Source organism: Paenibacillus ottowii, assembly GCF_050516475.1.
GTDB classification, from domain to species: Bacteria; Bacillota; Bacilli; order Paenibacillales; family Paenibacillaceae; genus Paenibacillus; species Paenibacillus ottowii.
The window spans coordinates 111755-137315 of the sequence record NZ_CP191577.1; the positions used below are offsets into that span (position 1 = coordinate 111755).

At 45.4% G+C, this 25561-nt stretch carries 19 protein-coding genes; 1 reads left to right on the forward strand and 18 read right to left on the reverse strand.

Features of this window, described 5'->3' with window-relative positions; all coding sequences use genetic code 11:
- Position 1: 1 nt before the first annotated feature.
- From ACQQ6X_RS00495 to ACQQ6X_RS00575, 17 genes are all read right to left on the reverse strand, one after another.
- Positions 2 to 1174 carry an NAD(P)-dependent malic enzyme gene (locus ACQQ6X_RS00495; RefSeq protein ID WP_305167602.1) on the reverse strand — a complete coding sequence of 391 codons (1173 nt, stop codon included), beginning with the start codon at positions 1172 to 1174 and terminating at the stop codon, positions 2 to 4.
- 54 nt (positions 1175 to 1228) lie between these two features.
- Positions 1229 to 2788: a citrate lyase subunit alpha gene (gene citF, locus ACQQ6X_RS00500; protein ID WP_305167603.1), complete on the reverse strand. Its 1560-nt coding sequence runs from the start codon at positions 2786 to 2788 to the stop codon at positions 1229 to 1231.
- A 10-nt stretch (positions 2789 to 2798) separates the two neighbouring features.
- A complete protein-coding gene (citE, locus tag ACQQ6X_RS00505) occupies positions 2799 to 3680 on the reverse strand; it encodes a citrate (pro-3S)-lyase subunit beta (protein WP_305167604.1) in 882 nt (293 codons plus the stop codon).
- Complete coding sequence (gene citD, locus ACQQ6X_RS00510; protein ID WP_013311548.1) at positions 3681 to 3974, reverse strand: citrate lyase acyl carrier protein; 294 nt, start codon at positions 3972 to 3974, stop codon at positions 3681 to 3683.
- Between the two features lie 45 nt (positions 3975 to 4019).
- Entirely contained in the window at positions 4020 to 6263 is a 2244-nt protein-coding gene (locus ACQQ6X_RS00515) for a sensor histidine kinase (RefSeq protein ID WP_305167605.1), read from the reverse strand.
- Positions 6264 to 6452: 189 nt separating this feature from the next.
- Positions 6453 to 7802 carry a 2-hydroxycarboxylate transporter family protein gene (locus ACQQ6X_RS00520; protein WP_305167606.1) on the reverse strand — a complete coding sequence of 450 codons (1350 nt, stop codon included), beginning with the start codon at positions 7800 to 7802 and terminating at the stop codon, positions 6453 to 6455.
- 373 nt (positions 7803 to 8175) lie between these two features.
- Entirely contained in the window at positions 8176 to 8874 is a 699-nt protein-coding gene (locus ACQQ6X_RS00525) for a response regulator transcription factor (protein WP_305167607.1), read from the reverse strand.
- Positions 8875 to 9318: 444 nt separating this feature from the next.
- The gene (locus tag ACQQ6X_RS00530; RefSeq protein ID WP_305167608.1) at positions 9319 to 11154 is read right to left on the reverse strand and encodes an ABC transporter ATP-binding protein; all 1836 of its coding nucleotides are present in this window, start codon (positions 11152 to 11154) and stop codon (positions 9319 to 9321) included.
- 98 nt (positions 11155 to 11252) lie between these two features.
- A complete protein-coding gene (locus ACQQ6X_RS00535; protein WP_305167609.1) occupies positions 11253 to 12551 on the reverse strand; it encodes an NCS2 family permease in 1299 nt (432 codons plus the stop codon).
- 172 nt (positions 12552 to 12723) lie between these two features.
- Positions 12724 to 13473, reverse strand: a complete 750-nt coding sequence (locus ACQQ6X_RS00540) for a tRNA threonylcarbamoyladenosine dehydratase (protein ID WP_305167610.1) — start codon at positions 13471 to 13473, stop codon at positions 12724 to 12726.
- A 149-nt stretch (positions 13474 to 13622) separates the two neighbouring features.
- The gene (gene aspS / locus ACQQ6X_RS00545; RefSeq protein WP_305167611.1) at positions 13623 to 15401 is read right to left on the reverse strand and encodes an aspartate--tRNA ligase; all 1779 of its coding nucleotides are present in this window, start codon (positions 15399 to 15401) and stop codon (positions 13623 to 13625) included.
- Between the two features lie 85 nt (positions 15402 to 15486).
- The gene (hisS, locus tag ACQQ6X_RS00550) at positions 15487 to 16731 is read right to left on the reverse strand and encodes a histidine--tRNA ligase (protein ID WP_305167612.1); all 1245 of its coding nucleotides are present in this window, start codon (positions 16729 to 16731) and stop codon (positions 15487 to 15489) included.
- A 686-nt stretch (positions 16732 to 17417) separates the two neighbouring features.
- A complete protein-coding gene (locus ACQQ6X_RS00555; RefSeq protein ID WP_305167613.1) occupies positions 17418 to 17888 on the reverse strand; it encodes a hypothetical protein in 471 nt (156 codons plus the stop codon).
- Between the two features lie 74 nt (positions 17889 to 17962).
- On the reverse strand, positions 17963 to 18469 hold the full coding sequence (locus ACQQ6X_RS00560; RefSeq protein ID WP_305167614.1) for a type 1 glutamine amidotransferase domain-containing protein: 507 nt from the start codon (positions 18467 to 18469) through the stop codon (positions 17963 to 17965).
- Positions 18470 to 18714: 245 nt separating this feature from the next.
- The gene (locus tag ACQQ6X_RS00565) at positions 18715 to 18939 is read right to left on the reverse strand and encodes a hypothetical protein (protein WP_305167615.1); all 225 of its coding nucleotides are present in this window, start codon (positions 18937 to 18939) and stop codon (positions 18715 to 18717) included.
- Positions 18940 to 19010: 71 nt separating this feature from the next.
- Positions 19011 to 19457, reverse strand: coding sequence for a D-aminoacyl-tRNA deacylase (gene dtd / locus ACQQ6X_RS00570; RefSeq protein WP_013372633.1), 447 nt, complete (start codon positions 19455 to 19457; stop codon positions 19011 to 19013).
- 122 nt (positions 19458 to 19579) lie between these two features.
- Positions 19580 to 21757, reverse strand: coding sequence for a RelA/SpoT family protein (locus tag ACQQ6X_RS00575; protein ID WP_149034019.1), 2178 nt, complete (start codon positions 21755 to 21757; stop codon positions 19580 to 19582).
- Positions 21758 to 22027: 270 nt separating this feature from the next.
- Between ACQQ6X_RS00575 and uraA the strand changes: the two genes are divergently transcribed.
- Positions 22028 to 23338 carry a uracil permease gene (gene uraA / locus ACQQ6X_RS00580; RefSeq protein WP_305167617.1) on the forward strand — a complete coding sequence of 437 codons (1311 nt, stop codon included), beginning with the start codon at positions 22028 to 22030 and terminating at the stop codon, positions 23336 to 23338.
- A gap of 134 nt (positions 23339 to 23472) precedes the next feature.
- On the opposite strand, the gene ACQQ6X_RS00585 is transcribed toward uraA, so the two are convergent.
- The gene (locus tag ACQQ6X_RS00585; RefSeq protein WP_305167618.1) at positions 23473 to 25521 is read right to left on the reverse strand and encodes a methyl-accepting chemotaxis protein; all 2049 of its coding nucleotides are present in this window, start codon (positions 25519 to 25521) and stop codon (positions 23473 to 23475) included.
- Positions 25522 to 25561 lie beyond the last annotated feature (40 nt).

A 25561-nucleotide genomic window follows, 5' to 3' on the forward strand; every position in this document is an offset into this window, starting at 1 on the left:
TTTATTTTCTTACGACACCGCTTTGTTCTGCGACGATTTTTACTGCTTTACTAACTGCAGCACTTACTCTTTTGTCAATCGCATCTGGAACGATATAGGTATCGTTAAGTTCCTCATCTGTTACCAGAGCTGCGATGCTGCTGGCTGCCGCTAATTTCATTTCCAGCGTGATGTCCGTAGCTTTGGCATCAAACGCGCCTCTGAAAATACCGGGGAATGCCAGCAGGTTATTGATTTGGTTGTGAAAATCCGATCTGCCAGTCGCAACAATTCGTGCTCCGCCTTTGTATGCTTCCTCCGGCAAAATTTCTGGAATCGGATTGGCAAGGGCAAAAATGATGCTTTCATTGCTCATGGTTTGCACCATTTCTTTGGTCATCACATCTGCAACCGATAAACCTATAAAGATGTCCTTGTCCTTGATGACTTCTGCAAGGCTGCCTGTTTCTTTATCACGATTCGTCAGCTTGGCAATTTGCCGCTGAGGCTCATTGAGAGAGGTGTCTCCTTCGACCAGGGCACCATTTATATCGCAGAGAACCATATGCTTTGCTCCTGCAGCAAGCAATAGCTTGGCGGTGGCAATCCCCGAAGCCCCTGCTCCATTGATGAGAATTCGCACATCCTCCACTTTTTTGCCCACAAGTTTCAAGGCGTTCAATAACCCTGCAAGCACAGCAACTGCCGTTCCATGTTGATCATCATGATAAACCGGAATGTTCAGTTTTTCTTTTAATTTGTCTTCAATATAAAAGCATTCCGGGGCCTTGATATCTTCAAGATGAATGCCTCCAAAACCTGGGGAAATTACTTCAACCGTGCGCACAAACTCATCTGGATCAGTGGTGTCGATACAAATAGGGAACGCATTCACCCCACCAAATTCTTTGAGCAACAAGGCCTTGCCCTCTATGACAGGCAGCCCTGCCTCAGGGCCAATATCCCCCAGGCCCAGCACTGCTGTCCCATTCGTCAGAATCGCTACGCTGCTCCCTTTAATCGTGTATTCATAGGCTTTGCTCTTATTTTTGGCGATTTCCTTGCATGGTTCGGCAACACCAGGTGTATAGGCTATCGCTAAGTCCTGTTTACTTACAACCGGTACTGTCCCTGTAATCTCCAGCTTACCGTTTCTGACGCGGTGTGCCTGTAAGGCGGCTTCTTTTATACTCATAAGTTTTTTCGTACTGAGCAGCTGCTCAATACTTCCTCCCCTTGGTTTATAATTTTAGCGTCCTTGTTTCACTTGACGAATGACATCAATTACAGAGCCATCACGATATTTAACAACACCTACTATTTTATCTTCCCATTGTATCGGCTCCGGTTTGCCGACAATCCGTGTTGCCTTCTCTTGCATCTCTTCGATCGTGAAGACAGGGAGCTTAGCTGCTTTAAAGTTAGCCAGGAGATCTTGGCGAATAGGGTTCACAGCGATGCCCTGATCGGTAACAAGTACGTCAACCGTATGTCCTGGTGTGATAATGGTATTGACACGATCAAGAATAGCAGGCATTCTTCCGCGAATCAGCGGAGCGACGATGATCGATACTGCAGCACCTGCGGCAGTGTCACAGTGTCCGCCGGAAGCTCCCCGGATGACCCCATCAGACCCGGTAATTACGTTCACATTAAAATTCAAATCAATCTCCAGCGCACTCAGCACAACAACATCCAGTTGGTGAGCAGCACAGCCTATATTTTCAGGGCTTGCATAATATTCCGCACAAATTTGTTGATGGAATTTATTTTTTCTCAGCGATTCCACAGCACGCAGGTCAAAGCTCTGCACGTCCAAAAGCTTTTCAATCAATCCTTCTTCATGCAGGTCAACGATTTGTTGGGTAATACCACCCAGGGCAAAGCCTGCTTTGATATTGGCGGCAAGCATTTTTTCCCGCAGAAATCTGGTTGTTGCAAGCGAAGCCCCCCCAGACCCGGTTTGCAATGAGAATCCATCCGTGAAATATCCGGATGCTTCAATCACATCTGCCGCGTTTTTAGCAATTAACAGTTCCTTCGGATTCTTGGTGTAACGGGTAGCCCCTGAGACAATCCCCTTCTGATCACCGATGTGATCCACGACGACCACATAATCCACCAGAGTTTCAGGAATGGCGAATGGAGTGTTCGGATAGGGGACCAAATGGTCAGTAATCATCACAACATTACGCGCATACTGTGCATCTACCATGGCATATCCCAAGGAGCCGCATGCCGATGGAGCTTCGTTTATGCTGCAAGTTCCGTTTGCATTACCGTATGCATCGCAAGAAGGAGCGCCCAAAAAGGCGACGTCAATCGGGCATTCTCCTGATGCAATCGCTCTTGCGCGACCACCGTGAGAGTTAATCGTCACCGGAATATCAAACCATCCGTAGGAGTATGCCTGAGCCAGCTCGCCTCTAAGGCCACTGGTCTCGATTCTGCGGATGACACCGTTTCGCACGTGCTCTATCAATGGGGCATGGATATCTGTCAAGGAGCTGGCTGCCAGAACAAGATCACGAATCCCCATTTTGGCGATTTTATCCATGACCATATTTACGATAAAATCCCCATTGCGAAAATGGTGGTGGAAGGAGATCGTCATCCCACTGCGCAAGCCAGTAGCTTCAATGGCCTTCTCTATCGAATCAATGATTTTGTTTTTGGCAGGATTTTGCTGGCGGTCTTTTAACCGCTCTGTATTTTTAAATTGCCCGTAAGTCGATTTGAGATCAAAGGGAGTTACCGCATCAAGTCCTTCAATAGCTAAAGGAATTTCTCTCCCAGCACCGTTTAGCATAACATTCACCTTACTCTACGTTTATTTTTGCCGCTTCCGCCAGATCAAGTACTCTGCGTGCACGTTCTACAATCGGACGGTCAATCATTTTACCGTCGAGACTGATCACACCTGAGCCATTTGCCTCCGCTTCGAGGCTGGCCTCAATGATCCGCTTTGATTTTTGGATCTCTGTTTTTGTCGGCGTATAGATGCGGTTTACAATCTCGATCTGACGTGGGTTAATAATGGATTTGCCATCAAAGCCCAGCTGTTTGATCAGCTTCACCTCGTTAGCAAAGCCCTCTTCATTATTTATATCTGAGTAGACTGTATCGACAGCAGCAATGCCAGCAGCTCTTGCCGCAAATAATATAAGGCTTCGTGCTGTCAATAGCTCAATGCCTTCTGGCGAGCGCGTTGTCTTCAAGTCTGTGACAAAATCCTCCGCTCCAATGGCGATGCCAATCAGCCGCTTGCTGGCAACCGCAATTTGCGCTGCATTCAATGCGCCCTTACCACTCTCAACCGCTGCAAAAAGCTTGATCGTCCCAAGCTCCATGCCGATCTTTTGTTCAATTTCGGTAATTAATTCATCCGCCTCCAACACGTCATCGGCGGTCTCTGTTTTCGGTAATCGAATAGCAGTTGGCTTCGCTCGTACAATCGCTTCAAAATCGTCTCTGCCGTATGGCGTATTGAGCGGGTTGACCCTGACCAGCACCTCGATGCCTCCGAAATCAAAGGTTTTCAAAGCCTGGTAAACCAGCAAACGTGCTGCATCTTTTTCGTATAGGGAAACGGAATCCTCAAGGTCGATCATAATCGAATCTGCCCCATAGATATGGGCGTCCCGGATCATCCCCGGGTTATTCCCTGGTACATACAACATGGTCCTTCTCAGTTTCTGCATCTATTCCGCCTCCCATGGTCGGCAGCCACCCTCGACCACTCTGTTTACGGCTGTCATGACTCTAGCTTTAATGGCACAATCCAGTGCCCCTTTATCATTCGCTTGGACATATGCATGTTCAATGCCCATTTCTTGTAATGTTTCGAGAATCACTTTGCGAATCTGGTTCCCAAACTGGTTCTCTACCGTACTTTTCAATTCGATTTCAATCCCCTTCGTGCCGTTCGGCTCGATGGAAATCATAATATCGCTTGATTCCAGTGTGCCGGCCATGCCTACTTGCTGAATAATCAATGTCTACACCTCTTTTTCCAATGGGATGGTAGATACTCTCCATCTTCAGGATTGCAGAACCTTATAAATCATTTGTGCCATATCTGAACCTGCTGCAGGCTTACACATATATTCATCAATGATCAATCTCTCCTTGTATGCCACCACATGATCCTCGACATAACCGGTAATCAGAATGATCTTCATACTTGGATTGATTACCTTGATACGTTCAGCCAATTCCGTACCCGTCAGATAAGGCATAGCCTGATCCGTAATGACCAGATCGTAATGGTTTGGAGACTTTTCAAACCGCTGTAATGCTGCCATGCTGTCTGCTTCTGTCTCAACCTGGAAACCATACAATTCCAGTCCTTTTCTCATCGCTTTCAACACACGCTGTTTATCATCGACCAGAAGGATGCGCTTTTGTTCAGTAAACACAGGGCTCCTATCGATCTCTGTATCTTTGGCTACAAACTCCGTTTTCGGCAGATATACCGTAAAGGTACTACCCTTGCCCAGCTCTGAATCCACGGCAATAAATCCTTGATGTTTTTCGAGAATGCTTTGAACGATATACAATCCAAGCCCCGTACCCTCTCCTGCCGGTTTGGTTGTGAAAAAAGGATCAAAGATTTTCTGCAAGGTTTCGTCACTCATCCCTCTGCCCGTATCGGAAACAGATAAAGTAACGTAATCGCTGACTTCCAGAACGCTCTCCCGGATTTTTTTCACTTCTTTCAGGGGCATGGTATCCAATATGATTTTTAGTTCGCCCCCGGTTGTTTTCATAGCTTGATAGGCATTGTTGCACAGGTTCATAATGATTTGATGAATCTGTACTTTATTTGCAAAGATAACGGCTGACTCTACCTGTTTTTTGAACACAGCTTTCACGCTTGGCGAGAGAAAGGATTTTATGAGTCCCAGTGCTTCTTCGACCTGCTCTTCTACTTTGACCGGAGCGTTTTTCTTGACCTTCCCACTCTCCAGCCTGCTCAATAGCAGGATTTCCTCGATTATTAATCTTGCTTTCTCGGAAGCATCATAAATCTCACTGACGTAATCATAAATTTCTTCAGTAGGTTCTATACTGCTGAGCATAATTTCTGCATAACCTTTGATAGGAGTCAAAAAATTATTGAAATCATGAGCAATTTCCCCTGATAGCGTGCCGATCAACTGTAGCTTTTGCGAGTGCTGCAATTGAAGATCCTTTTTTCGGAGCAGCTCGTTTTTGTTATTCAGTTCCCGCAAATATCTTGTCTCATATTCCAAAGCCTCTTTATTTTTCTTCGTCTTCATGATGATATAAACGGCACAAGCCAACGTCAGGACAATCATTGAAAAAATCTCAATGGTTTTAGTTCGGTTTTGCGCAATCGGTTCTCTCACATCTTCGTAGTTCATGGCCGCGGCCACCACCCAAAACGAGTCACCGAGATGCACACGGGAAAAGGCCTCAATCTTTTTCGTCTTGGTATAGCATTCGTCCCCCCACCAATACGAATGGTAGAAGGCTGAGCCTTGTTCCTGGGTAAGCTGCATTTTGAACAGTTTTTCCAGATCACCGTAATCAAGCCCCGGGTGTTTGGCCTTCATCGCTGATAGCGATAACCCGATATTTTCTTCGCTTGGGTGCATGAGATAGCGGCCTTGCTGATCCTTGACATGGATATAACCCTTGCTCCCAACACGAATCGGCTTCAACAGCTTCTCATACACAGCGTTTAGATTTACCACACTGATCAGCGCACCTTGAAATTTCCCATCAAGATAAACAGGCTGAAACAGATGCACAATATAATTGCCTTGCCTCTCCAGCTTGGCCCTTGCGATGAACGGTTTTTTTTCTCGCAGCATCCTTTGAATATCATCCTTGATAAATTCATAGGCTTTAATCGCATCTGTACGATTGCGCTTCGGAAAAGTGTGTACTACTCTTCCTTCCAGGTTCACCTGGCTAATCTGATAAATGCTATCTTTTTTGGCGGTATAATAAGCAGATAGGTTTTCGTCAATCACAGTTTCATTTTTATTGGATATGGCGAGCGACATCTGCTGGTTTCCTGCTAATATTTGCAGGGAGTGCATTTGTTCGTCGAAAAAGGACTCAATAGACATGCTGTTTAACTTGGCAATCGTCAGCAATTGCTGCTGCTGTTGTTCAATTACGGTACGTTCTCCATCCATGTACGAACCATAGGCCATCCATAGCAGAACTAGAAAAGAAATCGGAAGCACTAGCATAGTGAGAAATGAAAAATGGCTTCGATAATGAAACAGTATCTCTCGTGAAAATCTCATCCTGTTTTACCTTCTCCATCGAGCTAGTAGCCCATCAGTCCCTAGCCCTAGCGCTAGGGCCAGTTCGCTTCCGAGTATATCAGTTATTCACGTTCGCCTACTAAATGGTGTCTCAAGACAACTTCATTGTAATAACAAGATCTTAAAGTACCCTGTAAAGTTATTAATTTTTTTTAAGATTTCACCATTTTAGTGTGCAAGGTATCGCAGCAGGAAAATAGCAAGTGTTACCGTTGCTGCTCCCCCGAGACGGGTGGATACCTGGGCAAATGGCATGAGTACCATTCTATCGGCTGCAGAAAGAATCGCAACATCCCCTGTTCCACCTTGGCTGCATCGAGTAGAAGTTATAATCGCGGCTTCAACCGGGTACATTTTCATCCACTTGCCAGCAAAATATCCACCCACAACCACAGCTAGTACAGTTACTAAAATGGTTATGAAATAAGCAGGGCTAATTACAGAAATCAGTGCCTCCCATGGTGTTTTGGCAACACCTACGGCAAGCAGAAGAGGATACGTTACAGCGATAACAAAGAAACGTTGCATTTGTTGCGCTCCATCTTCAAGGAATTTTGGCAACCAGCCAAAATATTTGGCCAAAAATGCCGCAAAAAGCATTACGATCGGACCAGGTAGACCAACAAACTCAGCGGCTAAGGTACCTAACATGAAGAACCCGAAAGCTAAAATTGCTCCAGCAGCCATTTGGTAAAGATCAAGCGGTTTTTTGTTTTTATCCTCTGCAAGTCCCAATACATCGCTATCCCCTGTTTTGAGTAGCGTGCCGTTACCAGTAAGCTCCGGTCTTTTATCTCCCAGTTGTTTCAACAAGCCGGACAAAATAATAGCACACAAGCTACCCAGCATGACCGCAGGAATAACCATGGCAAATTGCTCGCCTTGAGTCGAACCCAAAATTTGGCTATAGCCGATAGAGAGTGGAATTGCACCTTCACCAACGCCTCCAGCCATGATAGGAACAAGAATGTAAAACAAGGTATCATACGCTGGGATTCCTAAAGCCACACCTGTAAGCAATCCGACGCCTGTTCCGACAATAGATCCGACCGCCAAAGGGACTGCCAATCTAACGACCGCTTTGATCATGAGTTCCCGGTTCATGCCAAGGATACTGCCAGCGATAACAATTGCGATGTACACATACAGAAAATTGGTATTATCCATAAAAACAGTAACAGAATCAATGGCTGACTGCGGAAGAAGATGAGCATACACCATGTAAGAAGGAACAAACGTTGCCATTATTGCAGCGCCGCCGATATCCTTTAGAATAGGGATGCGCTTTCCGATTTCCGCCAGAATAAAGCCATATAAGACCATGACAGATACAGCCCCAGGCATATCACTAGCGAGCTTTCCGGTGTTCATCAGCATGTAGACAACAGCCATAAACGGGATGTAAAGGCCTACAGGAATGACCCCTCCAATCTTGTAATTCAACACCTTTTGCCATTTGGACTCTGTTCGTGGCTGTAGCTTAAGTTCTGCGGCTTCTTGTAGATTATTAGTGACCACTTCATCGCCTCCTAGATAATCAATCTGCTTTTATCCTCGAATCAATCGCTCGCCCGGGTTTTCACAAGATTTTCAGTAACGCTTTCGCTCATTGGATGATTCGAGATAACTAAATTGTAAAAAGCAAATCTTAAAGTATTCTGAGTAATCCTTAAATGTTTTTAAGAACCCTGTGACAAAAATATGTCAGCGCTTTCAAAATAAAAAGTTATGATTTGTGTGATGGTGATTCCACGCCCGGAAGTTATGTATCCCCTTTTAAACCTAAAATAGGGATGGTGTTAAAATTCATTACCTATAAAAAAAAAGCCCCCCGAACCATCGGCGTGCCTTCAAGAGAGCGTATACAATTAGATAGAAGTATGTAATTAATCTATCTTTCAACGGAAAAACGATATCCGATTCCCCAAACGGTTTTGATATATTTCGGATTCGTAGGATTTTCCTCAATTTTGGTGCGCAGATGCCTGATATAAACCATAATCGTATTATTATCGACAACCGTATCTTTCCAGATGTTTTGATATAGCTGTTCTTTCGAGAAAACCTGATTGGGGTGCTCCATAAAAAATTTCATGAGTTGTAATTCTTTTGATGACAACGCAATTTCCTGATTATTTTTTTGAAACGTAAAGGTATGATGATTGAATAAAAATGGTCCCAACGCAATGCGCGAAGCTTGTTGTTTTGATTCCTGAAGCTGGCGATATCTTTTAATCTGGTTCTTTACCTGAGCACAAAGCACAGGAGGACTAAACGGCTTGGTAATATAGGCATCTGCCCCAAGTCCAAGTCCAATAATCTGATCTGTGTCTTCTTTTTTCCCGCTCAGAAAAATGATTGGCGTATGGATGCCCATATTACGTGATTGACCCAGCACATCATAGCCATCAATATCTTCCATCATAATGTCCAAGAGGACGAGATCGAATGGTTCCTCGCTAATCATCCGCATCGCTTCCGTGCCATTTTCAGCCTGAAGCACAACCATCCCATCGGCTTCAAGAACTGTTTTAATCAATTTTCTAACAGCCCTTTCGTCATCAACGACCAATACTCTCGGTTTGCTCATTCTTCTTGACCCATTCCTTTCTAAAAAGTCCTCCTACGAAAACCCTTTATATCAACACAAAAAACATAGCTTTACTATTTATAACCAACATTTTTCAGATATTTGCTATATAAATGAGTTTATTCTCGCTTCTCATGTCCACCTTTTAGTCTAGCATCATTTTAACTAATCCTATATGTTGTATGTCATACAAGTTAAAAAAACTAAATTCTTGTCAAGTATCTTTGTAAACCCTTTTCATTAATATTTTGGAAAAAATTTATCTCACTTATTGTTGTGAGTGAAACATCTGCTCTCTACCCAAGTATGAACCTTGGAGACAGCAACGAAGCGGGAAGCTTGAATCCGAAGAAGCGAAGCGGAGCGTTCGCCTTTACCTCTAAATCCCCCTTGTTCTCATTACAATCAGAGGAATTCAGAGGCAACAGCGATCGGAGGATCATATCACTCGCGCGTAGCAGTCTCTAAAGCTCCCACTTTTTCTCCCATCTCCACAAACTGCTTTTGAGCCAGCTCGCGGTACACCTGATGGGTCTCTAATAACTCGGTATGCGTTCCTGCACCAGTCACATTGCCCTTGTCCAACACAATAATTTGATCAGAATGGACCACTGTAGACAATCGGTGTGCAATGACAATCGTCGTACGTCCTTCCATCAAGTTCGCCAGGGCCTTCTGCACCTCATGCTCGGATGAGCTATCCAGGCTAGAGGTAGCCTCATCCAGCATGAGGATGTCAGGGCTGCGGAGAAGCGCACGCGCAATGGCGATCCGTTGACGCTGGCCGCCGGACAGCTTCATTCCCCGCTCCCCTACCTCTGTATCGTAGCCTTGAGGTAAATCCATAATAAATGTATCCGCATACGCCATCATGGCGGCTCGTCTCACTTCGTCCAGATCGGCTTCGCGTCCTAAGCCATACGTAATATTATCTCTAACCGTTCCGGTCATCATTGAGCTTTCCTGTGATACATAACCAATTTTGGAGCGCCAGGAGGAAAGTGTATATGATGATATCGATTCGTCTCCATAACGAATTTCACCTGTATCTGGCACATAAAAGCGCTCCAACAATGAAAATAAGGTAGATTTCCCACTCCCACTCGGTCCCACGAATGCTGTCGTTTGATTAGCTGGGATGACCAGGTTTGCATGATGAAGAACCTCTTCACCTTCAGTATAGGAAAAAGCAACATCTTGAAACACAATATCCCTGCTCTCTTTTGCCGCTTCCTGCTTCAACTCTAGCGGTTCCTCTTCATGGTCTAAAATAGTCTGAATCCGTTCCGTGGCTCCAACCACCTTTTGCAGACGTGAATACAAGGTAGTGAATTGGGCCATCGGTGTAATCACCTGAAATAGGAGTAAAATAAAAGCCACCAAGTCTCCCGCGGTCAGTACACCCGATGCGACGCGAACACCGCCAACACCCAATATAATAACCAGCACTGCAGTCAGCAAAAAGGTAGAAATCGGACCTACCAGAGCCAAAATACGTGACTCTTGCAACCCGAAGCGGAACATACGGTAAATGCGATCCTCTCCAGCCTGTGCCTCTCTGCTTTCTGTTCCGTAGGCCTTAACCAGTCTGATTTCGCCGATAACCTGACTCAATACTGAGGTCAGATCTGCCATCTCATCCTGCTGTTTTTTGGAGATACGATACATTTTTCTGCCTACCGGAAATAAAATTAGTGCTGTTAGCGGAACAATGGTCATAATAATGAGCGTCATCACCCAATCCAGATAAAATAACAACGCAATCCCACCAATAATCGCAATCACATTAGAGATCAGATTGACAAGATATTCGGTAATTAAGTTCATAATCAGGCTTGTATCATTCGTGACGCGGCTCATCGTATCTCCTGATCGATTCCGGTCAAAGTATGGAATGGGTAGAGATAAAATTTTATGCCATAAGCGTTTGCGCATGTTAGCCACTATTTTATGCCCGGCGTAGTTCAACATATAGATGGAGACTGCCGAAGCCACCGCTTGAAGCACAAAAGCGCCAATCAAACCAATAATGACCATACGATTTAGAGAAGAAAAGGTCAAACCATCGATCAACCCTTTGGTCATCATCGGTACGATTAAACCAGCGATCGTCTGAATCAGGGTCAGAATCAGGGCGATGATCAGAATGGCCTTGGGCGGATGCGCACTCGCAATCAATTTGATAAACCGACCCATACCAGCTTTATCCGGTCTTTTACCCGACTTTCCCTTCATTTGGTCCTTCTGCTCATCTTGCTGCACATGCTGTTCTTTTTCCATAAACCGTCAACCTCGCTTCCTGTCTGACCATTCTTGTTCAAATAACAACACCCGCGCTCAAGCGCGGGTATGAACAGTACAACCTATCTTCGAGTTTACTACACCAGGGAATGAAGCACAAAGTTAGCCACAAACAGCACAGAAATGATATATAATGCGACTGGCACTTCCCTGCCCCGTCCTGCTGCCAGCTTGGCTACGGGGTATGCAATAAAACCAAATGCCATCCCATCTACAATACTGTAAGTAAAGGGCATCATCACCATGATCAAAAACGCAGGAAACGATTCGGTAAAATCACTGAAATCCATCTCTCGCACATTTTGTACCATTAAGCCCCCGATAATGATTAATACAGGCGCAATGGCACTGTCAGGAATATAAGCCAACAGTGGGATAAAGAAAAATGTCGCACCGAATAAAATTGCAGTTACCAGCGGTGTCATTCCTGAGCGTCCCCCTGCGGCAATACCAGCCGTCGATTCCGCAGCGGCTACTGCGGGACTGCTCCCTAGAATACCAGCAAAGATATTGGTCACAGCCAATACACGCAAACTGTTCTTAAAAGTATCCGGTCTTCCAATCATGTTGGTTTGTGCAGTAATCATTCCAACATTCTCGAACAGCACAATTAATAACAGCAAAAAAACAGCGATCCAGAAGGCTACCGAAACGATGCCTGAAAAGGATAGCTCCCCAAACAATTGCCCGTATTGTCTTACTGTTTCAGAGGTTCGCACCGCGCTTACGGGCTCTACAGCTCCCAATATGTAAGCAAGCCCGGTTCCTACCAGGATGCTGATAAGCAAACCTCCCTGAACGTTGCGCACAAATAATACAATAGCGAGCAACAATGTTACACAGGCCGTAATCACCTTGGGATCATTAAAATGACCAATAGCCACAAAAGTGGTTTGATGTGCAATCACAATCCCGCTTTTTTGCAAGCCGATAAAGGTTAAAAACAGACCAATGCCTACCGTAATTCCATGCTGCAGATTGTGGGGAATCGCCTGACTAATTAGCTTGTACAATGATGTAAATGCCACAATGGCGAATATCATCCCTGTGACAGCAACCACCATCAACGCTTCCTGCCAGCTCAGCTTCATGGAATGTACGAGCGTGTACGTAAAAAAGGCATTAATCCCCATCCCTGGTACAACAACCATGGGAGACTTTCCGCCAAAAGCCATCAGCAGACAGCCGATAATGGACGTCAGCAGTGTCCCTAGCATCGCTCCTTGCAGCGGAATCCCTGCATCCGCCAAAATAGTTGCATTAACCATCACAATATATACAACAGAAAAATAAGAAATGGCACCTGCGGCCAATTCCTTTTTCCAATGGTGCTCAGGCTTAAAACCGAGACTTCTGGACCATAGTCCATCCTTCATACCAAAACCTCCAGCAAGTTGTTCAATCTGTTGCAGTAAGCTGCGTTTTTTCAAAACAAAAAGAGCTGTAGCCTACTGTGACACTTATTAAAGTGATGCACAGAACTACAGGTCTTAAAGAGAACACACACTACTGTAATCTATGAGTGTACTGTCATGCTACTTTTCCAGCTTACACACCAGCGCGCTCTAACAAATCCTTTACGGCCACACTCACCATAATCAGACCTGCTACCGGAGGTACATAAGCATTGCTTGCAGGCGGTTGCTTCGCTTTCCGAATTTCAGGCGCGTTGGCAGGTACAATTTTTTTGGTAATGTCTTCGCGCGGCTTCATTGGCTCCTCATCAGAGAATACAACCTTGACGCCTTTGGTAATCCCTTCCTTGCGTAGCTTGGTACGGATGACACGGGCAATCGGGTCCATTCTTGTCTGGGAAATATCAGCGACCTGAAAACGACTTGGGTCCATTTTATTCGCAGCGCCCATGCTGGAGATCATCGGAATGCCCCGTTTCAAGCATTCCTTAATCAAATGGATTTTATAAATAATCGTATCCGAAGCATCCAACACATAATCCAAGTCGTACTTGAAAAGCTCCTCATATGTTTCTTCCGTATAAAACATGTTCAGTGCAATCGCTTCACATTCAGGATTAATCAACTTCACACGCTCTACCATCAGATCAGCCTTTTTTTGCCCTACGGTCGTCGTCAGCGCATGAATTTGGCGGTTAATATTAGTAATATCTACGACATCCTTATCAATCAGGATAATGCGTCCAACACCCGTCCGCGCCAGCGCTTCCACTGCCATCGAACCGACACCGCCGATACCCAATACAGCTACCGTGCTATTTTTCATAACTTCTAGACCCTCCGTCCCGATGGCCAGTTCCGTGCGTGAAAATTGATGCAGCATATGGTAATCCTCCCTTACTGGTTTAAACTCTATACTTGAATTCCAGCGTACAAACCACGAACCCATTACCCATAAAGGGTAACGGGTTCACGGCAATCTATATCTAGTTACATGCCAATGGAATGGCACTTGCAAGTCCAACGTTTGTTTTAAGCTTTAGGCGCAACAGGCTTCGGAGCAAGACGAATATGAAGCTGATCCAACTGAGCTTGATCCACTTCGGATGGTGCATCCATAAGCAGGTCGGTCGCGCTGGCTGTTTTCGGGAATGCAATCGTTTCACGAAGATTTGTACGACCTGCAAGCAGCATGACCAGACGGTCAAATCCGAAGGCAATACCGCCATGTGGAGGCGTACCATATTCGAAAGCATCCAGCAGATAGCCGAATTTATCCTTCACTTCTTCCGGCGGCAGGTTGAGCGCTTTGAACATTTTCTCCTGCACTTCACGTTTGAAAATACGCATCGAGCCGCCACCCACTTCGTAGCCGTTCAGCACGATATCGTAGGCCTGAGCACGGACTTGACCTGGATCTGTGTCCAAGAGGGCCAGGTCTTCTTCCTTCGGACGAGTGAACGGATGGTGCTCCGCTACATAACGTTTTTGCTCTTCGTCATAGCCGAGAAGCGGGAAGTCTACGACCCAGGCAAATTTGAATTTGTTATCGTCGATGAGCCCCAAATGACGGCCAATTTTCAGACGAAGCGCGCCCAAAACATCAGCTACTACTTTTTTATTATCCGCAGAGAACAGCAATAGGTCGCCTTCTTCGGCTCCAGTGCGTTCTTTCAAAGCTTCGATTTCTTCTGGTGTGAAGAATTTAACGATAGGCCCCTTGAATTCGCCCTCTTTCACTTGAATCCAAGCCAAGCCTTTGGCTCCATAACGTGCTGCAAAAGGACCTAGATCATCAATTTCCTTACGGCTCCATGTACCGCATCCTTTGGCATTAAGGACTTTAACTTCGCCACCCTTTTCAATTACGGAAGCAAATACTTTGACACCACTGGTTGCCACGATATCATTGACATTGATCAACTCCAGACCAAAACGCAGGTCAGGCTTGTCAGAACCATACTTGTCCATTGCCTCGGCATGTGTGATCCGTTGGAACGGGGTTTCCAGTTCTACCCCAATTGTTTCTTTGAACAATTTCACCATCAGACGCTCCATCATAGGCAGCAAGTCATCCTGTTGCATGAAGGAGGTCTCAATGTCGACCTGTGTAAATTCAGGCTGACGGTCAGCACGCAAGTCTTCATCACGGAAACAACGTGCAATTTGATAGTAGCGCTCCAGGCCGCCCACCATCAGCAATTGCTTGTACAATTGTGGTGATTGTGGCAAGGCAAAGAATTCGCCTTCGTGTACTCGGCTAGGGACCAGATAATCACGTGCGCCCTCTGGGGAGCTTTTCGTCAAAATCGGTGTTTCCACTTCAATGAAATCTTCACCGTCGAGGAAGTCGCGGAATACTTTTGCTGCTTTGGAACGCAGTTTCAAGGTCTGATGCATTTCCGGACGACGCAGGTCCAGATAACGGTATTTCAAACGCAGCGACTCGTCTACTTCTACGCCATCTTCAATGAAGAATGGGGGTGTTTTGGATGCATTCAATACTTCGATTTCAGTAACTCGTACTTCAATTTCACCTGTAGGCAGGTTCGTATTGATTGTTTCTGCATCACGTTTGACAACGGTGCCAGTAACCTCAAGCACATATTCACTGCGGACACGGTCTGCAATTTGCAGTGCTTCACCGGAATAGGCCGGATTAAACACGATTTGTACAATTCCACTACGGTCACGCAGGTCTATAAAAAGTACGCCCCCCAAATCACGACGGGTCTGTACCCAACCGTTCAATGTAACTGTTTCTCCGATATGCGCATGAGTCAATGCGCCGCATTGATGACTCCTTTTCATAATACACACTCCTATTTATGTTAGTAGTTAATGCTATATGACAGCCAGAGGGAAGCTCCCCCTGACTGATGTTACATCCTGCTATTTAACCTAGTTCTTCCACCAGCTGATCCAGCTTGACGGTACGCTGCTCACCGGTTTCCATGTTTTTCAGCGCAATTTCACCTTGAACGAGCTCATCATCACCCAGAATCGCTGTATATCTTGCTTTAAAGCGATCTGCTGATTTCATCTGCGCCTTCATTTTACGTCCCAGATAATCTCGCTCTGCGGAAAATCCAGCTTGCCGCAACTTGAACAGTTGTTTGGTTACTTCCGTTTCTGCTGCCTCACCCAACGCCACCATATAGATATCTAGCGGCTTGGCTTCGTTCAAGTTGACACCCTGATGCTCCAAGATCAGCTGAATTCGCTCCAGCCCGATACCAAAACCAATCCCCGGCTGATCGGGTCCGCCCAGATCTCCAACCAATCCGTTGTAGCGGCCGCCTCCACCAATCGTGTCAATAGCCCCAATTCCTTCGGCTTTGAATTCGAATGCTGTCAGCGTATAATAATCCAGCCCCCGTACCAAACGCGGGTTCACTGTATATTCCACGCCCATCGCATCCAAATTTTGCTTCACTTTCTCAAAGTGCGTGCGGGATTCCTCATCCAAACTATCCAGAATGGAAGGTGCCCCGCCAAATTTGTCCTGATCATCTTTGCTATCCAGCACTCGCAGCGGATTACGCTCGATGCGTGCTTGGCTCTCCTTGGTCAACGTATCCTTGATGGGCATCAGGAAGTCCACCAAATGCTGCCGATAAGCAGCACGGCTGGCAGCATTACCGACAGAGTTAATTTCTACCTGTACACCTTTCAAGCCCAACTCACGGCAGAACTGGTACCCGAAAGCAATAACTTCTGCATCCAGCGCCGGGTCCATCGCCCCGAATGCTTCAATGCCAAATTGGTGAAACTGGCGCTGACGCCCAGCCTGTGGACGCTCATACCGGAACATCGGACCAATATAGTACAGCTTAGTCACATCCGGCTCACCGTACAGTTTGTTCTCCACATAAGAGCGGACAACCCCTGCCGTTCCTTCCGGACGCAGTGTCATGCTCCGTTTGCCTTTATCCTCAAAAGTATACATTTCCTTTTCCACCACATCGGTCGTTTCACCCACACCCCGAATGAACAAATTCGTTTGTTCAAACATCGGTGTACGGATCTCACGATAATTAAAGCGGCGGCTAATTTCGCGGGCTTTTTCCTCGACCACTTGCCATTTTTCTACACTGCCTGGCAGCAAATCCTGTGTTCCCGTCGGTTTTTGAAAGGCCATTAACGTATCCCCCCGTCGTTGTAGTTCTTATTGTGCGCTTTCTACTTACTCCAATTTCAATATAAAACAAAAAATCCCTCGCCCTGTTAACATCAACAGGGACGAGGGATTGTCGTTTACAAATCACCCGTGGTACCACCCACATTCCGGAGTTTACCCAGACACCTGCATAAGAATGACTTCGTGTCCGTCAGCATTGCACTGACTCCGCTCATACGTATAACGCCCGTAACGCGCAGTACGGCTATTATGCAGGGTAGTCTGCTGTTGGGCATATGTTATGCATTGCTCAGCAGAGATTCCTCATTGTTCGCCGCCTGTTCTCGGGGAGGTCATTCGTCCGCTCATCAAGGGAATTTTTACAGCCTGGAAATTCCTCTCTGCGCTTGTGGGTTCGGAGTACTTGGTCCCGTCATCAAATCATTTTTCATTATTTTATGATTTTAATGAACTGCTTCGACAAAGTCAAGACATTCCCCCTAGAATCAGACAAATAAGTCTTATAAAAAGAAAATAACCTGCGGAAACGGTCCGCAGGTTTAAAAAGATATATCAAAAGGGGGTCATGCTGTTATTATAAACAACGAATATTAAGGAATGATGTTTTGAATATTACAATTATATTACAGTCACGCTAGTGCGACAATTTCCTCGTATATCGACAATCTTGTGACACTCGCTCGTCTTTAATCCAGCTGCGCCACATATGCGCGATTGGAACGAAGCTTATAGATGATCTCATCATAATCGGCCTCATTCACCTTGGCGGACAATACATACCGCAATTCATCATGATCACCGTTAATATACACATCTGTTACACGAAGCAAGCCTCCGTCATGGCCCGATGTTCCGCTCCGATCCTCATTCAGATCCCTTTGAGCAGCACCAGAATTAGCCTCGTCATCCTTCGCACCTGGTAGAATATTCTCGCCATAAGCCCCTGCAGCTGGAATTGCCGCACCAGCAGAACCTCCTGTACTCACAGAGCCAGTATTGTTATAGGGGACAAGCGGAATTAAAACCCTCGTCTCACGACCGAGTGCCTCATCCAGAGCACCTACTTCCAAATGTTCAGTTCTATAAGCTTGAAGCGAAGCTCTGGCACCCTCGGCTTCATCTTCTGTGCGAAAATAAGCCTGAATCTGTTTAGCCATCTCAAATCCTCCTCATATAGGAATTGCACTGGCATAAATCTTGGCATAAATCTATGGAAGCATTCACGGTCAAATTACAATGCCTTTAACAACTCACGCACAAAGGCTGGCTCATCCTTAGGCGTCCGAGATGTAATAAAGTTGCCGTCCACGACCGCCTCTTGATCCTCAAAATGAGCACCTGCATTAATCAAGTCATCTTTTAATGGAGGGTAAGCTGTGATCGTTCGGCCTTGTAACAAATCGGCGCTCGCCAAAATTTGCGGCCCATGGCAGATAGCTCCAATCGTTTTTTTGGACTCGTTAATTTCAGTTACAAATTTCAGGATATTCGCATCCAGACGCAGATTTTCCGGAGATGAACCACCAGGAATAACCACTGCATCATAGTCGCTTGATTTCACATCTGCAATGGCTTTTTCAATGGTGTAGCTTACTTTTCCTTGCTTACCGTTCACTTTTTCACCTTGTTTTAGTCCAACAATATCTGCCTCGTGTCCAGCCTTTTTCAGTTCATCATAGGGAACCTTCATTTCAGAATCCTCGAATTGGTCAGCTAACAAGAATGCAATTTTACTCATTATCGTTCAGATCTCCTTTCCGATTATCTTCAGAGCGAGCTTAAAGTTAGGTTTGTTTACCACGCTTTGTTATTACCCGCTTGATCTGTATTTATAACAATTCTCAGTAGTGAAAAAGAAAAAGGAGCCCTTTGGCTCCTCCCTGATTTACTGTCACATATTTTATTTTCGACCTCTTTATAAATGCTTAAGACAACACGTTGTTAAGGCTTAAAGACTACATTTACCACAATTGGTTCTTGTTGTCACCTACGTGGCAGGGCACCGCGTCCTGGCTTGTCCACAGCTGTAGCAACATGCTGTAATAATGCATCAGCATTACGAGTAAGGCTGATTGCCTCCCGCATACTGCCAGGATAGAGCAGCACCGTGCTTCGAAATCCGTCCATTTTTGGGGTCTGACGCATCACTTCGTCTCTCCTGTCACCCTTAAAGCTTTCCAGATGGCTAGTTACCAACCGGGATGACATTAGGTTCCCTCTAAACGGTTGTTTTATTCTCTTCTGCTCAGGTGCTCAGATCATACCTAATTAATGTAGAGCTATGAACGTTCGCTATCCAAAATCAACGTCACTGGGCCCCAGTTGGTCAGTGAAACATCCATCATAGCCCCAAAGATTCCTGTCTCGACCTCCAGGCCCTTGGCTCGAAGTTGGCTGTTAAAGAAATCATACAGCTTCTCTGCTTCCTCAGGTTTGGCCGCTCCCATAAAGTTGGGTCTTCTCCCTTTACGGCAGTCACCGTACAATGTAAATTGAGAGACTGACAAAATAGCTCCACCGACGTCCAGCACGCTATCGTTCATTTTGCCTTCCGCATCTTCAAATATACGCAATCCCGCTGTTTTATCCGCCAAATAAACGGCATCAGCTGCCGTATCTCCCTGACCAATACCTACCAACAGCATTAATCCGGTTCCGATCTTGCCGACCACCTTTTGATTTACCGTTACCTGAGCGTCTTTACAGCGCTGAATTATGATCTTCATCGCCTCTCCGCTGCTCCTTTACTATTTCCCCTTAGAAGGTGCTCACAGTCGTACACGGCTCTTCCAGCCCCCAGCGAGCCTTGTACCTAAGCTATACAAACTTACGAGTATGTTTAACAAGTTTATTGCATAATCCGATGCACGGTGTATACATCCTTCACCCGTTTAATCCGTTCGACAACGGAATGCAAATGATCCGTGTTACGAATGAGAATTGTAATGTGAATCATTGCCATTTTATTTTTATCTGTACGTCCTGTCACGGCCGAGAAGCTGGTTTTGTTCTCAGAAATGGCTTGAAGCACCTCGTTCAACAAACCGTTGCGGTCATGGCCTGTAATCTCAATATCGACGCTGTAATTGACTTCAGCTGCTTCTTCCCACTCAACTTCAATCACACGCGCTTGATCTTCGCCCATACCCGAAGGAATATTAGGGCAATCCGTACGGTGAACAGATACGCCGCGCCCACGTGTTACGTAGCCGATGATATCGTCACCCGGTACAGGGTTACAACATCGTGCAAAACGAACGAGCAAATTATCGACGCCTCTGACGCTGACACCATTGGTAGGTGCTTTTTTCCGTTCACCCTGCGGTTTGTATTCCTTGACCTCGGTTGTCAGTTCGATCAGTCGTGCCTCTTCTTGTTCCTTGCGCAGCTTCTCTGTCAGGCGTGTACAAACCTGAGCTGCTGTTATACCACCGAAGCCAATCGCTGACAGCATATCTTCAGAGTCATTAAAAGAGAACTTTTGCGCCACTTCCTGAAGTTTGTCCTCGCTCATCCACACCGATGGCTCAATATCACGCTTTCTCAGCTCACGCTCCATACTTTCGCGACCTTTTTCGACATTTTCTTCACGCTTTTCTTTCTTGAACCACTGCTTGATTTTACTGCGCGCGTGAGAGGACTGAGCAATTTTAAGCCAGTCCTGACTAGGTCCATAAGAATGCTTGGACGTCATAATTTCCACGATATCGCCAGTTTTCAGACGATAATCCAAAGGCACGATTCTTCCATTTACCTTAGAGCCAATCGTCCGATTTCCAACTTCAGTATGGATACGGAAAGCAAAGTCCAGCGGAACCGATCCAGCTGGCAACTCAATAACCTCTCCCTTAGGCGTAAAAACAAACACAAGGTCTGAGAAAAAGTCCATTTTGAGTGATTCCACAAATTCCGACGCATCCTTCGCCTCGTTTTGCAGCTCCAGAATTTCTCGGAAAAAGGTGATTTTATCCTCAAAGTTCGTGTTATTTGCCCCATTGTTTTCTTTATAAGCCCAATGGGCGGCAATCCCGAATTCAGCGGTGCGATGCATATCCACTGTGCGAATTTGTACTTCTGTAGGCTCTCCATTGGGACCTACTACGGTCGTATGGAGGGATTGATACATATTAGCCTTAGGCATGGCGATATAATCCTTAAACCGCCCTGGCATCGGTTTCCATAATGTATGGATAATCCCCAATGTGGCATAACAGTCTTTAATGTTATCCACAATAATTCGAATCGCCAGCAAATCGTATATTTCATTGAATTGCTTGTTTTTCGTTGTCATCTTTTTAAAAACACTGTAAATATGTTTAGGGCGTCCGGACAAATCAGCCTGAATGCCCATCTCTTCCAGCTTTTCTCTGATACGCTGTATGACATTATCAATAAATTGCTCGCGCTCTGCCCGCTTCTTATGCATCAAATTAGCGATTCGATAATACTGCTGAGGATTCAGATAACGTAAAGCAATGTCTTCCATTTCCCATTTAATTGCTGAAATACCCAATCGGTTTGCAACCGGACAGAAAATCTCCAACGTTTCATAAGCAATTCGACGCTGGCTTTCTTCCGATTGATATTTCAGGGTACGCATATTGTGCAGACGATCTGCCAACTTAATGACGATGACACGAATGTCTTGCGCCATCGCAATAAACATTTTTCGATAATTTTCGTTCTGCTGTTCTTCCTTGGATCGGAACTGGATACGCTCCAGCTTCGTCAGACCATCGACAAGCATCGCACATGTATCGCCAAAATGCTCGCGAATCTGCGCTAAAGACACTGTCGTATCCTCCACAACGTCATGTAAAAGAGCGGCGATAATGGAGATGGTATCCATCTGCATATTAACGACGATATCAGCAACCGCAAGCGGATGCAGAATATAAGGTTCACCGGACTTACGAGTCTGGCCGGAATGGGCCTGCTCGGCAAAATCATAGGCGTCCCTGATGCGGATAAGATCTGCTTCTCTGGTATAAGCCCCGGCCTTTTTAAGTAATTGCTCTATCCCCATTCTGCTCTATTCCGTGTCCTTTCTATGCAAAATGGAACCCGCCGATCAATGTCGCGCAAAGGTTCCCTTTTTAAAAGTGATTTCCTACAATTATGACGCTTAGCACGCCACACGTCAACTATTACAGGTTTGGCACTGTAGCATTATTTTGTCACACATGGATAAGTAAAATCACGATTATTGGCGAAATGGAACGAATTATATTGAAAAAATTACGAAAAGTAATTAATGTATATAAGAATAATTGAAAGAACTAAGGAGTGAACTGCGTTGCAACGCGAAATTCAAGTTAATGAAAAGCTTCCAGCAGGGCCTGGGTTCCTGCTCAGCGTACAGCATTTGTTTGCCATGTTTGGCAGCACCGTGCTGGTGCCCAATATTTTCGGCGTCGATCCCGGCATGATCTTGCTCATGAATGGTATTGGAACATTGTTGTACATATGGATTTGCCGTGGCAAAATCCCTGCCTATCTCGGCTCCAGCTTCGCTTTTATCGCTCCCGTCAGTCTTGTGCTTAAAAGTAACCCTGGCAGCAGTGGCTATGCAATGGCCTTGGGTGCTTTCATTGCTACAGGTATTATTTTCTGCCTCGTCGCCCTGATAATCAAATATGCTGGGACACGTTGGCTGGACATCGTTTTTCCACCGGCTGTCATGGGCTCCATCGTAGCTTTAATCGGTCTGGAGCTTGTACCGGTTGCAGCAGGCATGGCAGGCATTATCAATGCCGATCCGACTAAAGCCTGGACACCTGATCCCAAAACGATCACCCTTTCCCTCGTTACACTTGGTGTTACGGTTCTGGGAGCGGTATTGTTTCGTGGATTCGCCAAAATTATTCACATTTTGATTGGTATCGTGGTAGGCTATGTGCTTGCTTATTTTATGGGTATGGTCAATACACAGGCCATAGCGGACGCTCCTTTGTTCGGTCATCCCACAATTACTACTCCAACCTTTAATGCCTCGGCTATGCTGACAATTCTTCCTGTTGCTCTGGTGGTCATTGTAGAGCATATTGGTCACTTGCTTGTAACTAGCAACATCGTTGGACGCGAGCTGTCCAAGGATCCTGGTCTCCACCGTTCTCTGCTGGGTAACGGGATTTCTACCATCATTTCCGGCTTTGTAGGTTCTACACCTAATACGACTTATGGTGAAAATATCGGTGTTATGGCATTAACGAAAGTGTACTCTGTATGGGTTATTGGGGGAGCGGCTATCATTGCCATCCTGTTGTCCTTCTCGGGTACGTTCTCCGCGATTGTTTCTAATATTCCGTCCCCAGTTATGGGTGGCGTATCCTTGTTATTATTCGGTGTGATCGCTGCCTCTGGTCTTAGAATCTTCGTTGAGCAAAAGGTTGATTTCGCTAAGCCAACCAATATGCTGCTCGCTACCATTGTGCTGGTTGTCGGAATCAGCGGTACTACGTTCACTTGGGGTGCTGTTACCCTGAAAGGTATGGCACTGGCTACAATCATTGGTATTATTCTGAGTCTGTTCTTCAAGCTGATTGATGTGCTCGGCTGGTCGAACGATAAAACGCAGGAACCTTTAACTGAAAAAACACCAGATTGATATCTGTTTTCAATTTAAAAAACGCCGCTCCATGTAGGTTATGAATCAACACGCTCAGGCTGTGTAGGCAAGCGTGTAATTATCCTTCTTACATGGAACGGCGTCTTTTTATGCATGTTATTTATTTAACAATATCACACTTGAAAACGGGATACGACCTGATTAAGGGTATCAGAGACACCTGTAAGCGACTTGGCGGAGCTGTTCAGACCTTCCAGGTTCTTTAGTTGCCGTTCGGATCGTTCCGAGGCTTGCCCTGCACGTTCAGTTGAAGCTTTCGCAATATCTGCAAGATAACCAATAGATGCCGCAACTTCTTCCGAGCCTGCCGACATTTCTTCAGAGGCAGATGAGACCTCCTGTACCTCTATCGCTACCTGCTGAATATCCTGATTCATCGCCATAAAGCGTTCTTCAACCTCACGTAAAATAGACACCCCCTCATCCATCTCCAGAGCCCCCTGCTGCATTCCTTCCAAGGCTAATTTGGTTTCTTCCTGCATGGCTCGGATTCGACTCGTAATTTGCTCCGCAGACTCGCTTACATTAACGGCCAGCTTGCCGATTTCTGAAGCCACCACAGCGAACCCTCGGCCATGCTCCCCGGCACGGGCGGCTTCAATGGAAGCATTCAACGACAGCAATTTGGTCTGTCCACTAATTTCCTGAATCATTCCAATAATACTACCAATTTGGGCAGACCGTTCATTTAACGAACTTACTACTCTGCCCGCCTCATCCATAGACATTTTCGCTTTATGCATTCCTTGGTTGACCACGTTCAAATGTTCATTTCCCTGTTGTGCTTTATGTTCAATCTCGGTGGTAGATTCGGATACATGCTGTATAGATTCAGCAATGCGCTGTATGCCAACAGCCATTTGTTCCATCGCAGTCGCACTCTCTGCTGCTGCGGCCAACTGCAGCTCGGCTCCTTCCTTCACCTGTGCCAATTCTTCTGCATTATGGTGCGCATCTTTAGCAGCCCCGGAAATCTCTTGGGACATTTTTGAAGATACGCCTGAGATCACATTTGACTCTTCATTCAAGCGCAATGCCATCCCTCTGGTTACGCCTATCACCTTATTGATCCCGTCAGCCATTTGACCAAACTCATCCTTACGTCGATGTGCTAGTTCAACGGTGTAATCCCCATGAGCCATACGATTGGTCATCTGCATTATTTTTTTAATCTCTTTGATCATACCTGAATTGTTAATCAATACCGATCCTATAATTAGTAAAATGCCTATAACACTAACCATTAATAGAAGTTTAAGCATTTCATTCGCAGAGCGATTCAAATCCGATTCTGGCAGTAATACACCGATTTTCCATCCGGTTTGTGGAAGTGTTTCGTACATTATCCGGTAGTCCACATTATCAATGGGTACGGATAGTTGTCCAGACATACCACTTTGAATAGATTGTGCTGCTTCCGCATTCAGCGTGTTTGTTAACGGCTCGCCTGCTTTTAAGAACGGGAGACCGGATGACAGAATAGCTCCGTTCTTATCCAACAAAATCGCACTACCTTGAGTACCAAATTTCATTTTTTCAATATACGTCTGGATATTTGACATATTTAGGTCGCCTGTAATGACACCTAACAATTTTCCCTGTCTGTCATAAAATGCTTTCCCTGTAGTAATCATATTGATGTTCAGTTTGCTATCGTAAAAAGGCTCTGTGAAATTTATATCTTTACCACGTTCTACAGCTTCTGTATACCAAGGCTGCGTTAAATAATCATATTGCGGATCGTCATATTCAGTCGTTTGCTTGACCAACTCGCCATCTCTATGCACATATATTGAACGGTAAGTCACTCCCGGATCATATGCCCCCTTAGCAAAATAAATACCTAACCCGTATGACATATCATTTAAAGCCAGCTCTTGTTCAAAAAAACGTCCATAGCCCTCAATGTTCATTCCTGTTCCCAGTTGTTCCGCACTCTTAGTCAGCATGGAAACAAGTAAAGCATGGCGATCTACGTTTGCTGCAATATCGACTTTAGCCCTTGTCAAAGAATGAACAGCATTTTGGCTTATTTCCGTATCTAGCTTCTGCCTGGCAAAAAAATAAGACAAAAAACTGATTAAAATCAGTGTTATAAGTACGATTGGAACCAAGGTAGAAAATGTACGTGCTTGTAAGCTCTTAAATTGAAATATACCCAATATATATCCACCTCTGTTTCTTTTTTAATCTTTATCGACA

What these genes read in the sequence shown, in the direction of transcription:
- ACQQ6X_RS00495 (WP_305167602.1), bottom strand. Translation starts at nt 1,174, where the DNA reads ATGAGTATAAAAGAAGCCGCCTTACAGGCACACCGCGTCAGAAACGGT.
- citF (WP_305167603.1), bottom strand. Translation starts at nt 2,788, where the DNA reads ATGCTAAACGGTGCTGGGAGAGAAATTCCTTTAGCTATTGAAGGACTT.
- citE (WP_305167604.1), bottom strand. Translation starts at nt 3,680, where the DNA reads ATGCAGAAACTGAGAAGGACCATGTTGTATGTACCAGGGAATAACCCG.
- ACQQ6X_RS00515 (WP_305167605.1), bottom strand. Translation starts at nt 6,263, where the DNA reads ATGAGATTTTCACGAGAGATACTGTTTCATTATCGAAGCCATTTTTCA.
- ACQQ6X_RS00525 (WP_305167607.1), bottom strand. Translation starts at nt 8,874, where the DNA reads ATGAGCAAACCGAGAGTATTGGTCGTTGATGACGAAAGGGCTGTTAGA.
- ACQQ6X_RS00530 (WP_305167608.1), bottom strand. Translation starts at nt 11,154, where the DNA reads ATGGAAAAAGAACAGCATGTGCAGCAAGATGAGCAGAAGGACCAAATG.
- ACQQ6X_RS00535 (WP_305167609.1), bottom strand. Translation starts at nt 12,551, where the DNA reads ATGAAGGATGGACTATGGTCCAGAAGTCTCGGTTTTAAGCCTGAGCAC.
- ACQQ6X_RS00540 (WP_305167610.1), bottom strand. Translation starts at nt 13,473, where the DNA reads ATGCTGCATCAATTTTCACGCACGGAACTGGCCATCGGGACGGAGGGT.
- aspS (WP_305167611.1), bottom strand. Translation starts at nt 15,401, where the DNA reads ATGAAAAGGAGTCATCAATGCGGCGCATTGACTCATGCGCATATCGGA.
- hisS (WP_305167612.1), bottom strand. Translation starts at nt 16,731, where the DNA reads ATGGCCTTTCAAAAACCGACGGGAACACAGGATTTGCTGCCAGGCAGT.
- ACQQ6X_RS00555 (WP_305167613.1), bottom strand. Translation starts at nt 17,888, where the DNA reads ATGGCTAAACAGATTCAGGCTTATTTTCGCACAGAAGATGAAGCCGAG.
- ACQQ6X_RS00560 (WP_305167614.1), bottom strand. Translation starts at nt 18,469, where the DNA reads ATGAGTAAAATTGCATTCTTGTTAGCTGACCAATTCGAGGATTCTGAA.
- ACQQ6X_RS00565 (WP_305167615.1), bottom strand. Translation starts at nt 18,939, where the DNA reads ATGTCATCCCGGTTGGTAACTAGCCATCTGGAAAGCTTTAAGGGTGAC.
- dtd (WP_013372633.1), bottom strand. Translation starts at nt 19,457, where the DNA reads ATGAAGATCATAATTCAGCGCTGTAAAGACGCTCAGGTAACGGTAAAT.
- ACQQ6X_RS00575 (WP_149034019.1), bottom strand. Translation starts at nt 21,757, where the DNA reads ATGGGGATAGAGCAATTACTTAAAAAGGCCGGGGCTTATACCAGAGAA.